The sequence below is a fragment of the Candidatus Nitrosopumilus salarius BD31 genome, assembly GCF_000242875.2.
GTDB classification, from domain to species: Archaea; Thermoproteota; Nitrososphaeria; order Nitrososphaerales; family Nitrosopumilaceae; genus Nitrosopumilus; species Nitrosopumilus salarius.
The window spans coordinates 1-12,568 of the sequence record NZ_AEXL02000090.1 but is presented as its reverse complement, the minus strand read 5'-3'; the positions used below and the strand labels follow the sequence as shown (position 1 = coordinate 12,568).

Here is a 12,568-nt window from a genome sequence, read left to right as displayed (position 1 = left end):
GCTTTATAATGCCACCCATATATCAAAATCCAGATGGAACTTTCTACTAAATTTGATGCAAAGGAAATAGAATCCCAAATAAAGGAATACATAAAATCTTTTGATTTAGAAAAACAGATTTTTGCATCAGATAAACCTGAAAAGATCAGATTTATCGAAGGCCCACCTACAATGAATGGAGTTCCACATGCGGGTCACCTAAGAGGAAGAGTCATCAAAGATTTGTGGTATAGATACAACACACTCCAAGGAAAAAAGATAGAGTTCAACGGAGGTTGGGATACTCAGGGACTGCCAGTAGAACTTCAAGTGGAAAAAGAGTTAGGAGTTACTGGTGGAAAAACTGAGGCAATCAAACAATTTGGAGTAGAAAGAATTGTTTCGGAATGTAAAAAAGTTGTAGAAAAATTCAACAAGTCATGGGTCAAGGTTGATGAATTACTTGGCATGTCATTTAATCATAAAAAAGCATACTGGACATTTAGAGATGAATTTATTGAGAGAGAATGGCAGATATTAAAAAAAGCACATGAGAATGGGATTTTAGAAGAAGACTTTACGGTAATTGCATATTGTCCAAGCTGTCAGACATCACTTAGTCATGCAGAAGTAAATCAAGGATATGAAGAAGTAAAGGATCCTTCTCTGTACTATAAAGTAAAATTAGTAGATGAAGATGCATTTTTGATTGTATGGACTACAATGCCATTCACACTAGTTACAGATGCAATGGTTGGGCTACAACCTGAAGAAGACTATGCACATGTCAAAGTGGAAGATGAAACATGGGTAGTGGGCAAAACTAGACTAGAAGAATTAATGACAGAGTTGAAGATTGAAGATTACAAAATTGAAAAGATTTTGAAAGGATCAGAGTTTGAAGGAAAAAAATACATCCATCCTTTATTGAATCTAATTCCAGAACTAAACGAATGCTCAAAGTTGGAGAATTATCATGTTGCAGTATCTGAAACATTTGTTGATGCAAGTACAGGAAGTGGCCTGGTTCACCTCTCACCTGCAAACGGTGAAGAAGATATCAAGATTGCAAATAAAAGAAATGTGAAAATTTTTAGCCCCATAGATGACGAAGTGAAATTCACAACAAAGGCTGGAAAGTATCAAGGGATGTTTGTAAGAGATGCAGACAGAATAATAGTTGAAGATCTAAAAGAGTGTAAGGCATTAGTGAAGATTGGAAAAATAAAACACAAGTATCCGCTTTGCTGGAGATCACACCACCCAATAGTATGGCTTGCAAGAAGAGGATGGTTTTACAAATTAGACAGACTAGACAACAAAGCAATAGAAGCTGCAGAGAGTGTAGAATACTTTTTTGAGCAGCCAAAAAATAGATTTCTTGGAATAATCAAAGAAAGACATCCATGGTGTATTTCTAGAGAAAGAATTTGGGGTTGTCCTTTACCTGTCTGGAATTGTGAAGACTGTGGTGAGAAGAATTGGTTCTTTACCAGAGAGGAAATTGTAAAAGCTGCAGACCAGTTACCGGACGGTCCAGACTTTGAATTACACAGACCATGGATTGATAACATCACAGTAAAGTGCAAAAAATGTAACAGTGTAAAAACAAAAAGAGAAGAATATGTTTTAGACACTTGGCACAATAGCGGATCTGCACCTTATTCATCTTTGACTGATGAGGAATACTCAAGGGAGATTCCAGCACCATTTTTCACTGAAGGGATTGATCAAACTAGAGGGTGGGCGTACACATTACTGATTGAAAATGTAATTTTGAACAATGCTGCGACTCCACCATACAAGGCATTTTTGTTCCAAGGACATGTTCTGGATGAAAAGGGAGGAAAGATGAGCAAGAGTCATGGAAATGTATTGGATGGTGAAGAATTACTAGAAAAATATCCCGTAGATTTGATTAGATTCTACTTTATGTGGAAAGCAAGTCCAATAGAACCACTTAGTTTCAGCACCGAGGAGTTAATGTCAAGACCATATCAAGTAATTAACACACTATTCAATCTTCATCTATACTTTAAACAAAATAGTCAGTATGATAATTTTGATTCAACAAACACAATTGAATGGGCAAAGCAAGGCAATTTATTAACATCGCCAGACATTTGGCTTTTATCAAAACTCCAAAAACTCATTCAAAAAATTACAGAAAAAAATGAGACATGCAAATTCCATGAAGGTGCAAAGGCAATAGATGATTTCATAATTAACAATCTAAGCCAGATTTACATTCCAATTACAAGAGGAGAGTTATGGGATGAGGATGAAGAAAAGAAGAACAGACGTCTGGCAATTTATGCAGTGCTTAGCAGTGTTCTCAAAACTTTAGATATTTTGATTCATCCTTTCTGTCCATTTACTAGTGAGTATTTGTATCAAGCAGTATTTGATGGAAAGCAAAGCATCCTACTTGACAAGTGGCCTCAATCCCAAGAATCTCTTGTAAATGAAAAAATTGAAGAATCATTTGACATTATGAAAGACATTATTTCAATATCAGCTGCTGCAAGAATGAAAGGAAAGCTAAAGAGAAGATGGCCACTAAACGAAGCACGAATTTGTGTAGAAAAAGGAAAGAAAGCTAAACTGGAATCACTGTCAGATTTATTGCAATCCCAATTAAATGTAGAAAAATTCAGTATCTTCGAAACAGAAAAAGAATCAGGGTTAGAACAAATTTTGGAATTAAAACAACTGGGATTACCAATCAAAGCTAAAATTGAACTTGAAAGAAAAAAAATAGGACCAAAAGCAAAACAGCACATGGGAAAACTAGTTTCCACATTTAATGAAACAAATCCTGATGAAGTTATATCATCATTACAAAAAGATGGAAAATATGATTTTAACATAGATGGCGAAACAATTTCACTAGACAACGAAGATTTTATCCTAGACTTTGATGCAGATGAAAACTTTGCAGCGTCAAAAAGAGACAACTACATTGTATTGATCTCCACTGCAAGAAACAGGGAGATGATGGCAAAAGGGTTGGTAAAAGATGTTGCAAGAAGACTGCAAACATTGAGAAAAGAGAGAGGATACAACCCTACCGATGTTTTAGGTGTGGCATCAATTTTGGATTTAGACGAAGAGTCATTAGAAATGATGAAAGAAAGAACAGAAGAACTGGCATTTTTGGTCAGAGTGAAACAGGTAAATTTTGAAGACTCATGTAAGGAATACAAGGATGATGATATTGACGGTCAGAAAATCAGAATATCCGTAGAATAAATTTTGGAATTCAATGCAATATTTTTATTACAATTACTAATCACAAAATCAAATGTCCGAATCAAACCCAAATGTTGTTGGAATTAACGTTCTAAAACAAAACGGCCTAGATGTGGATGAGTTGTTAAAGGAGCTGATCAAGAATGCAGCAGTTGAATTTACTGCATACTATTACTTTACCAACCTCAGAGCACATTGTACAGGCATGGAAGGAGAAGGGTTGAAAGGGATTATTGAAGATGCAAGACTAGAAGATCTTAGCCACTTTGAATCATGTCTTGAAAGAATCTACCAATTAGGTGGGGCTCTTCCAAATGATGCAACAGAATTTATCAAAATTTCTGGTTGTGAATTCCTACAACTTCCAGCAAATCCAACAGACCATAAAGCAATTCTAGAGAAATGTCTCAAAGCAGAGCAGGGTGCAATTGTCAACTGGAACAAAATTTGCCAGATGACATTAGGAAAAGATCCTGCCACATACGATATTGCAAAAGATATCCTAGCTGAAGAGATTGAACATGAGTCTTGGTTCTTAGAGTTAATCTACGGAAGACCATCAGGACACATGAGAAGAAAGTATTCTGGTGAAAGACCACACACAAGAAAACACTCTAGAGCACTAGATATGGCATGATTGCCAATCATCATTTTATTTCTTTTAGATTCATAACTAGTGTGACTTTATTGACGACAAGTTGTGAATATGCGTTGTTTTATTATGGTTAAATAGAAAAAATGCGTAAAGAATTTGTGGTAAAACAGATCAGTTTGGATGCATGGCAGATACAGCATTTATCAGATCTGTTAGAGAAGGGATCAAACATTGTTGCAAGAACAAACAAGCCAATTGTTTTGTACAGGCAAACTCTTGAAGAGGAAGATGAATCATATGAAGAAATTGTATGTACACTTACCAAAGGATATGTCATTGAGCAGATGGTAACATCAGGGGGAATTCTTGTTCCAAGTTTTCACCAACAATTTGTATTTACAATTGAGGAATATCCCCAAGAACTATTGAGAAAAAGTAAAGACAGATTTTTAGAAATGGTAGATTTTCTCGATGAGCAGTTAAGATAACATCATAGTTAATAAAGACCGTAAAATTCAAGATTTTTGCATGCAGTTACTCGAGTTTCAGGCAAAAGAATTGTTCCGAGAATATGGCATTAACTTGCTTGACAGCATATCTTCTACAAATATCGAAGAGGGTAGAAAGCATGCAAAAGAGTTAGGATACCCATTTGTAATAAAAATCCAAGTTCCAGTAGGAGGCAGAGGAAAGGCTGGAGGTATTCAGAAATGCCAAAATGACGATGAATTTGAGCTAAAGTATCCCCAAGTGATGGATTTAACAATCAAAGGTGAAAAGGCAAGGGCAATCTTACTTGAAAAGATGGCAGACATCAAAAAAGAGCTGTATCTGTCACTATTTTTGAACCGCTCAAAAAGGTGTTATACAATTATCGCATCAGCTGAAGGCGGAGTTGAAATTGAATCAGTGAAAAACCAAGTAATCAAAGAGGTAGGATTAGGCGATGTCTCAGATGAACTTGCAAAAGAGGTTGCAAAAGAGATTGGATTGGAAGGAAAGACTGCTGACGGATTTGTAGACACATTAAAAAAATTATCAAGACTTACGATTGAAAAAGAAGCAGAACTTGCAGAAATTAATCCACTTGCAATTATGCAAGACGACACAATTATGGCACTGGATGGAAAATTTGTAACAGATGACAATAGTAATTTTAGACATCCAGAGTTACAAAAATATCAAGAAAAGACAGAGATCGAAGAGCAAGCAGAGAAGAGTGGATTTTCATTAGTTGAGCTAGATGGCGATATTGCAGTTGTTGGAAATGGTGCAGGACTTGTAATGTCTACATTAGACATGCTATCAGATAACGGAGGCAAGCCAGCATGTTTCTTGGATGTTGGTGGCGGTGCAACTACAGAATCAGTGTATGAAGCATTGACTTTGATCAGTAGAATTAGGAGAGTAAAAGGAATTTTAGTAAATCTCTATGGCGGAATTGTTAAGACAACAGTAGTAGCTGAAGCATTTCTCAAAGCATATGAAGATAATTTAATTGACTTGCCAGTTTTTGCAAGACTGAAAGGAACAGAATCAGAAAAAGCTAAAGAGATGCTCGAAGGATCTAGAACTAAAATTTTCACTTCAGTAGAAGAGGCAATTAATGCAGCAGTTATGGGGATAAAGAAATGACGGATATTTTTGGACTACTAAAAGGAAAGCCTGAGGATTTAGATTACAAGAAAAAAGGAGTAATCGTTCAAGGAATCACAGGAGCATATGGTTCACTACATGCTCACAACATGATAACATACGGAACGAATGTTGTTGCAGGAGTCACCCCAGGTAAAGGAGGTCAGAAATTTGAAGATAAAGTTCCAATTTACAATACAATGCAAGAGGCTGTAGATGCAACGGGTGCAAAAATTTCAATTGTTTTTGTTCCAGCAAAATTCTTTCTGGGCGCAGCAAAAGAAGCACTGGAATCAGGAATCAAGCTACTCGTTGCAATTCCAGAACATGTTCCAATCAGAGATACAATGGAAGCACTAGATCTTGCAAATCAGAAAGGGGCAGTAATTATCGGACCAAACACTCCTGGAATTATGATTCCAGAATTAATCAAAATTGGAATTATGCCTGCCATGCCATTTAAGGCTGGAAAGATTGCAGTACTATCAAAGAGTGGAACATTACTTTATGAAATCTCAGATGCGTTAACTAATTCAGGATTTGGACAATCAATTACAATCGGAATTGGAGGAGACCCAATTAACGGAACAAGGCTGATTGACGCATTTGATATGGTTAAAGACATTTCAGATTTGGAAGGATTAGTAATTGTGGGTGAAATCGGTGGAGATTCTGAAGAGATGCTTGCACAAAAAATTATTGATAGCGGATTTAAGAAACCAACAGTCGCATACATTGCAGGAAGGGCAGCACCCAAAGAAAAGAGAATGGGTCATGCAGGAGCAATTGTCATGGGAACTTATGGTTCTGCAGAATCCAAAGTATCAATGTTTAACAAGGCAAACATTCCTGTAGCAAAAAGACCTGCAGAAGTACCAGTATTACTAGCAGGAAAGATGGAAAAATCCGATTAAAATAAAAGAGAGAGATTCAGGAGACAGTTAAATGCCCATTACAGACCCAGAAAAGAAACGAATTGCACAACAAGCACGTCTTGTAATGAGAATCTGTTTTAAATGTGGATGTAGAAACGATATCGGGGCATCAAGATGCAGAAAATGCAGAAACCCATACCTGAGACTAAAGAACAGAAACCTAGGCGTCAAGAAATAAAATTAAAAATTCATTAATCTTTGCCTATAATCTACAATTGCTGATTTTAATTCTGATTCATATTTAATGATAAATGATTTTGCCATCTCAGGATTATCTAGTTCTTCAAAATTCAGCTGAATTTCATCAGGCAATTGATCGTTTATTTGATAGAGCACTTTGACTGCCTCCACATATTGACCAAGATTATATGCATATTCAAAAGCCAACTTCATTCTATCCATTACAGAATCAAATTCTTGTAAAGACATGATTGATTATTTTCAAAATCAGTAGAAAAGGTCAAGGTAATTACAATATATTCATTCAACCTAAAGGTAAAAAAACGCGTCTTTTAGTAGATTTGTTGGACCGGTCGTCTAGTTTGGTTTGGATGACGCACTCACACTGCGTAAGGAAAATATTTCCCGCAAAGGTCGTGGGTTCAAATCCCATTCGGTCCACCACTCTCATGGTGCTTTTATGGTTCCACCCACATGAGTAATTAGAAAATGAAGATAACAAAAGAAGAATTTCAGAGGATTGGCGAGGAAAGCCCCCTAGAGTTATTCCACCAAGGCATCAAAGCCAAAGAGACCCGAGAGAAATACACCAGAACCCTACGCCAAGTATTGTGCAATATTTTTGAAGATCTCTTTGAAGGGGATTTTGAAGACAGAGTAAACCAGTTTGTTAAACTTGCAAAAGAAGATCCCGATTGGATTCGTGATCTGTTAATCAATTTGTCAATCAAACTCAAAGAGAGAACCAAACTACCAAAAGAAAACTCTGAATATCTCAACCCAAGCTCAGTTGACAATTACTTCAAGCCAATCAAGAAACTCTTTGACATGTCAGGTGTAGTGATTTCTTGGAACAGGGTTTATGCAACATTTCCAGAGCAAAACAACGTTTCAGACTCTAGAGGATGGAGTAGAGATGAAATCCAAAAGATGTTAAAATTCACCAACGGTTCCATCGACAGGGCAATAATCCTACTCAGTGCAAGTTCAGGAATCAGGGCAGGAGGATTTGATTTGAACTGGCAGGACTTGACGCCAGTATATCATGTAGATGACCAGCTAAAGTTTGACATTACAGAATCCGAAGAAGAGAATGCAAGCGTAGCATGTGCAATGATTAGAATTTACCAAGGAACAAACGAAGGATACCCTGCATTTATCACGCCAGAGGCATATGATGCTCTAATAGATTACAAATCAGACTGGACTAGAGAAGTTGGAAGAGTGCCAAAACCCGAAGACCCAATCTTCAAAAAAGAGGGAACTCTGCTTAGAAGAATTACCACAACAGGGGTCAAAAGAAGAGTAGAGAGAGTCATCAAGAGAGCAGGGTTGAGAGAATCAATCAAGGGAAAAAGATACGAGGTTCCAATTATGAACGGATTTAGAAGATTCTGGAACAAGACATGCAAGGAATCACTATCAAGGGATTCACCACTAGGATCATTGATCAAAAAAGAGTTCATGATGGGACATACTGGATTGATAAAACTGGACAGGAATTATTTCAAGACCCACACTTTGGAGCTTGCAGAAGAATATCTCAATGCAATCCCAAACCTTACGATATCAAATGAGAAACGCCTAAGACATGAAAACAAAAAGAAGACTGAAAAAATTGAGAAACTAGAAAGACAGCAAAGAGAGATTGACATGCTAAAATTTGAAGTAAAACGAATAGATGCCAAAAATAAGATGACAGAAGCTATGAAGCAGAGACTAATCCAGTGGGCAGAAGAAAATCCTGACAAGGCAGATGCACTTCAAATGGCAAAAATAGATTCAAACACAATAGACATAGACGGTTTTCTAGAACACTACCTCAGAGAAAATCATGGGGAGTTGGAGGAATTTTTAGATAGCATATCTAAAACAAGAGTATCTGTTGCCGATAAATAATTGAAATTCCATGTAATTATCAACCATGTCAAATTGACCATAATTTTATGCGTAATTGTGTGGCATTAGACGGAAAAACCCCCACCGAAGCCTGCGGTATTGAAATCAAGGAGATATCAAATGGATAACGATAATCCAGAACAAAAAGAGAAAATAAAGAAACTAGCCAAACTAGGGGTGAAATGTATTTGGTTGGTTGAAGATTTACTTGCCCAATATTCCAAAAACAGATTTACATTCATAATGCAGTTTTGGGTTTGTGTGTTCAATAGGAATTGTATCACATTGTGATGGATTATCATTCACTAGAGTTTTACAATAAACAATCCATTGTTCTTTAGTCGGAGTATTTTCTACATAATCAAAAACATTGTATCTCTTTTGAGGGTCTGGAAGAGTTTGACAAATTGAAATATCTTTTGTTTCTTTTGCCTCTCTTAGTAATTCAACATATTCTGGGATCCCTGCCCTAGTTGTAGGTAAAATAGGAAGTATGTCTTTTTGATTTGGATCCAACTCATAAGTTGGTTCATTGACACCAATTCGAATTTTGTTTTCAGAAATGAAAAGAACTCCAAAGATGATGGATAAACTTAGAACAATCAATCCAAAAATGATTAGAATTTTGGATAGCATACGCATGTTTTCTTAATTTCATAGTAAAAGAAAACACTTCCCATCAACCGAAGGGTAACAGGTCAATCAATCAACCACCAAGGTAACAACACTGCAAGTAGATAATCATAAAAACATCTAATGATAATTTCAGTTATGACAAAAAAATTCGCTTGTGGGGATGTTGTCACTGGTTGTGCATGGTCTACTACTGCAAATGATGAAAATGAATTATTTCAAAAGATATCAGAACATGCAAAAAACGAACATAATATGACTGATATTCCAGACGAAATTATCCAGAAAGTCAAATCAAAGATTCAAGAGGCATAATTCATCCTTTTTTATGCTCCATGAATCAAAGAGCATCACAGATTTATCACAATTATGTCCGTCCTCACATGGCTTTAGACAATAGAACTCCAGCTGAAGCTTGTGGGATTGAGATAAAGGGAAAAGATAAGTGGAAAACTCTGATAGAAAATTCGTGACTGTAAGCGATGATAAAAAATGCACATGCAGTCATTTTAAAAAAGATCATTTATGGGAACAAGAATTTGAACCAAATCATATGATAGGCTATGAACTTGTTGGTAAATACCACAGCACATCCCAAGAAGGTAGAGGGTTATGCAAAAAATGTACCTGCCCTAAATACAAATCACCAAGCATATTTCGTCCGAGATATATTGAATATCCAAAACGTCCGATAAGTGATAAGGATACAGAAAAAAGATGTTCTAGATGCGGTCAACTTTTATCAAATCATACTGATATTGATCATCCGTTTCAAGATCCTAAAACTAACTGAATTCATGCCCTGAGAGGCAACAGCATCTTTATTTTTTTATTTGATAACGGTACATACCTGATATTCCAATCACTGTTAATACTGGAAACGATACTACGCCTACAAATGTCCATGCAACGTGGTATCTATTGTCTATCTCTCTATTCCAAATATGAGCAATATTATCAATCATGAAAAATTCCCCCACTATCCCCACAACTATGAATACTGTTAATATGATCAACACTGTCCATGTAGTATTTTTTTTCATTTGATATTGTAACAATTTCATACTGGCTTAAAAGAACTATTTTAGATACTTGTTTGCTTTCCACATTCTAATTTGATAAAATATTGCAACACTACCTGCTACAATTAATACACCGCTTAGAAATATCCCGTACAAATAATCCCAACCGATTCCAATAATTTCTTCGGGTTTTTCATAACCATCAACAATAAAACCAACATTTGAAAACACTCCAAAAATACCAAACGATATGAAACCTATTGTAATTATCAATACTAAAGGTCTATTCAATATTATAGTAATTTCATACTAATTAAAAAATTAAGGTACGGTACCGCCAAAACCCTGATTCAGAACGCAAAGAAAAACTAATGCAAGTGCTTGAATGTGTTTACAAGTTTGCAACAATAATCAAAGTGATAGTTTTATTTTTTAAAATTTGTATTTTGAAAAAAATAATACTTCTATATAAAATTCGAAATTTAATAAAATTCAATCATATGTTTTTATATTAACAAAACAAACAGTTGACGACTACTGAGAAGTTTAAATGATTTCTTAGTTCAAAATGGGAAAATAAAGATCTACGAGATCCATACTTCCTCAGTAGTCTTTACCTATTCCAAGTTGGTGACTCACAGCATTTAAATTTTTAAACATTTTAAAATTTGAAATTCACGCCTGTAATCTGACACTTTATCGTACACTATCTGACATTTGACCTTTTTTCAGGTTGTGGAGGAAGTGATCAGAGTTATTACTTTCTTCTTTTGTGAAAAGTAGTCTGTGGAAAGAAAGAATAGAATTATTGTAATGTATTTGGTAGGTGCTGGGATTGTTGCCTTTTTTGGTTTATTGTTTATGTATCCGACTATAATGAGCGAACTAGGAGCTTCTTTGCTAATTTTTGGCGGTATTGGATATGGTATTTACAAACTAGCTAAAAAGAAATTGGATAAAAAAATAGCCATAATTATTGGAATAGTATTTGGCCTGATCCTGTATCTTATGTTTTCATATTATACATATTTACAAAACTCATGATGAAGGAAATAATCAATTTCATCTTATCGGGTATTACGTTTATCGTGGTAGGATATTGTTTGATACTTCTTGCAGTTTACATGCAAGATAAAGAATTTGGGTTAGTCATTGTAATTACTTCTATCATTTTTGCCGTTTTTGGTGTTATTGGTATTTTGAGATTTATTTGGAATAAGAAATGAAATTGAAAAAAGTACACCACCAGCAAAACCAAATGGAATACAAAGTAACGCTATGATTGTAGCCAATGATAGGCAGAGACCACCAACCGAGAGGTAACATGAAGAAATATCAACCACCAAGGTAACAGCACCCAAATTAGCAATAGATTTTAAGTTGTCTTTTTTTCGTCATTTTCATCTATCAATTCATCACCAAAATCAAACTCACATGAATTGTGCAGACCCACTTCAATGCAAGCAGTTACAAAATCATTGATAGATTCCCCGACAAGATTGCATCGTTCCCTTAGTTCTTCGTGCAGTTTTGTCGGAATACGGGCAGAAACAGTTCTAGACATTTGTTTACAGCAGTATACGGCTGTTTTGGGTTTTAAACACCATCAAAGGTGCGGAACGTAAGAGATTTGTCTTAAAAATAATTATTAAAAATAATACATGTTAAGAATTATGGAATACTAATTTCACAAAAAGTAAGAGTATCAGGCCCACCATTACCTATACAAACATCTACATCAAATCCACCATCTATAGTATCAGCATTAGGTCCACCAAAAAGTAGATCATCACCATCAAGTCCAAATATAACATCAGAACCTGCATCACCAGAAATAGTATCATTGCCGGAATCCCCGTACAAAATATCAGATCCATCATTGCCGGAAATAGTATCATTGCCGGAACCGCCAAAGATAGTATCATTTCCTTTTTGGCCAAATATCACATCATCATCACCACCACCAAAAATTAGATCATTGCCACGATCACCAAAAATGGTATCATTGCCGGAACCGCCATCTATAGTATCAGTCTGTCTCCCCCCATCAATAATATCATCACCATCATTTCCAAAAATTGTATCAGAACCACGTTGACCAAAGATAGTATCATTGCCGGAACCGCCAATTAAACAATCATTTCCGTTTTTGCCCTCAATAATATCATCACCATCAAGTCCAAGAATCAAATCAATTGAATTGGTACCGACCAAATTATCATTGCCATTTGTACCTATAATAACACTAGAATAATCAGTGATTGGAAGTCCACAGAAAAGCACAGGACCAGTTGCTCCTGTGGCACCAGTTGCTCCTGTGGCACCAGTTGCTCCTGTGGCACCAGTTGCTCCTGTGGCACCAGTTGCTCCTGTGGCACCAGTTGCTCCTGTGGCACCAGTTGCTCCTGTGGCACCAGTTGCTCCTGTGGCACCAGTTG

Annotated in this window: 17 protein-coding genes and 1 tRNA gene; 11 read left to right on the top strand and 7 right to left on the bottom strand. The window is 35.9% G+C overall.

The window, feature by feature from the left end; genetic code table 11:
* Window positions 1–33: 33 nt before the first annotated feature.
* The 6 genes from ileS to BD31_RS09810 all read left to right on the top strand — a co-directional run bounded on the left by ileS (window position 34) and on the right by BD31_RS09810 (window position 6,574).
* Window positions 34–3,231 (top strand): isoleucine--tRNA ligase, encoded by a 3,198-nt coding sequence (gene ileS / locus BD31_RS04460; RefSeq protein WP_008299307.1) that lies wholly within the window; start codon window positions 34–36, stop codon window positions 3,229–3,231.
* Window positions 3,232–3,283: 52 nt separating this feature from the next.
* Window positions 3,284–3,868, top strand: coding sequence for a DNA protection during starvation protein (gene dps, locus BD31_RS04455; RefSeq protein ID WP_008299439.1), 585 nt, complete (start codon window positions 3,284–3,286; stop codon window positions 3,866–3,868).
* 116 nt (window positions 3,869–3,984) lie between these two features.
* Window positions 3,985–4,314, top strand: coding sequence for a hypothetical protein (locus tag BD31_RS04450; RefSeq protein WP_048097465.1), 330 nt, complete (start codon window positions 3,985–3,987; stop codon window positions 4,312–4,314).
* Window positions 4,315–4,354: 40 nt separating this feature from the next.
* The gene (locus BD31_RS04445; RefSeq protein ID WP_008299279.1) at window positions 4,355–5,461 is read left to right on the top strand and encodes a succinate--CoA ligase subunit beta; all 1,107 of its coding nucleotides are present in this window, start codon (window positions 4,355–4,357) and stop codon (window positions 5,459–5,461) included.
* Window positions 5,458–6,375 (top strand): succinate--CoA ligase subunit alpha, encoded by a 918-nt coding sequence (locus tag BD31_RS04440; protein ID WP_008299271.1) that lies wholly within the window; start codon window positions 5,458–5,460, stop codon window positions 6,373–6,375. Before BD31_RS04445 ends, BD31_RS04440 begins: the two co-directional genes overlap by 4 nt.
* A 31-nt stretch (window positions 6,376–6,406) precedes the next feature.
* Entirely contained in the window at window positions 6,407–6,574 is a 168-nt protein-coding gene (locus BD31_RS09810; RefSeq protein WP_008299211.1) for a 50S ribosomal protein L40e, read from the top strand.
* A 2-nt stretch (window positions 6,575–6,576) separates the two neighbouring features.
* Here BD31_RS09810 and BD31_RS04435 read toward each other — a convergent pair whose 3' ends face one another.
* Window positions 6,577–6,825 carry a hypothetical protein gene (locus tag BD31_RS04435; RefSeq protein WP_008299153.1) on the bottom strand — a complete coding sequence of 83 codons (249 nt, stop codon included), beginning with the start codon at window positions 6,823–6,825 and terminating at the stop codon, window positions 6,577–6,579.
* Between the two features lie 97 nt (window positions 6,826–6,922).
* Here BD31_RS04435 and BD31_RS10060 point away from each other — a divergent pair.
* Window positions 6,923–7,020 (top strand) — tRNA-Val (locus BD31_RS10060).
* Window positions 7,021–7,065: 45 nt separating this feature from the next.
* On the top strand, window positions 7,066–8,475 hold the full coding sequence (locus tag BD31_RS04430; protein WP_008299378.1) for a site-specific integrase: 1,410 nt from the start codon (window positions 7,066–7,068) through the stop codon (window positions 8,473–8,475).
* Between the two features lie 204 nt (window positions 8,476–8,679).
* Here the strand turns inward: BD31_RS04430 and BD31_RS04425 are convergent, their stop codons facing one another.
* On the bottom strand, window positions 8,680–9,111 hold the full coding sequence (locus BD31_RS04425; protein WP_048097449.1) for a hypothetical protein: 432 nt from the start codon (window positions 9,109–9,111) through the stop codon (window positions 8,680–8,682).
* Window positions 9,112–9,246: 135 nt separating this feature from the next.
* Between BD31_RS04425 and BD31_RS04420 the strand changes: the two genes are divergently transcribed.
* Together BD31_RS04420 and BD31_RS04415 are read left to right on the top strand one after the other, a co-directional pair.
* Window positions 9,247–9,423, top strand: coding sequence for a DUF1059 domain-containing protein (locus BD31_RS04420; protein WP_158641227.1), 177 nt, complete (start codon window positions 9,247–9,249; stop codon window positions 9,421–9,423).
* 154 nt (window positions 9,424–9,577) lie between these two features.
* Entirely contained in the window at window positions 9,578–9,901 is a 324-nt protein-coding gene (locus BD31_RS04415; protein WP_008299508.1) for a hypothetical protein, read from the top strand.
* 28 nt (window positions 9,902–9,929) lie between these two features.
* Here BD31_RS04415 and BD31_RS04410 read toward each other — a convergent pair whose 3' ends face one another.
* Together BD31_RS04410 and BD31_RS04405 are read right to left on the bottom strand one after the other, a co-directional pair.
* Window positions 9,930–10,166, bottom strand: a complete 237-nt coding sequence (locus tag BD31_RS04410; RefSeq protein ID WP_158641226.1) for a hypothetical protein — start codon at window positions 10,164–10,166, stop codon at window positions 9,930–9,932.
* 21 nt (window positions 10,167–10,187) lie between these two features.
* The gene (locus tag BD31_RS04405) at window positions 10,188–10,421 is read right to left on the bottom strand and encodes a hypothetical protein (protein WP_048097447.1); all 234 of its coding nucleotides are present in this window, start codon (window positions 10,419–10,421) and stop codon (window positions 10,188–10,190) included.
* A 495-nt stretch (window positions 10,422–10,916) separates the two neighbouring features.
* On the opposite strand from BD31_RS04405, the gene BD31_RS04400 reads away from it, so the two are divergent.
* Entirely contained in the window at window positions 10,917–11,174 is a 258-nt protein-coding gene (locus tag BD31_RS04400) for a hypothetical protein (protein ID WP_008299293.1), read from the top strand.
* Window positions 11,175–11,275: 101 nt separating this feature from the next.
* Here BD31_RS04400 and BD31_RS10055 read toward each other — a convergent pair whose 3' ends face one another.
* The 3 genes from BD31_RS10055 to BD31_RS09675 form a co-directional block, all read right to left on the bottom strand.
* Window positions 11,276–11,422, bottom strand: a complete 147-nt coding sequence (locus tag BD31_RS10055; RefSeq protein WP_158641225.1) for a hypothetical protein — start codon at window positions 11,420–11,422, stop codon at window positions 11,276–11,278.
* A gap of 83 nt (window positions 11,423–11,505) precedes the next feature.
* Window positions 11,506–11,694 carry a YlcI/YnfO family protein gene (locus BD31_RS04390; RefSeq protein WP_008299247.1) on the bottom strand — a complete coding sequence of 63 codons (189 nt, stop codon included), beginning with the start codon at window positions 11,692–11,694 and terminating at the stop codon, window positions 11,506–11,508.
* 107 nt (window positions 11,695–11,801) lie between these two features.
* Window positions 11,802–12,568, bottom strand: a 767-nt coding sequence (locus BD31_RS09675; protein ID WP_162470457.1) for a calcium-binding protein, incomplete at its 5' end; no start/stop codon positions are given.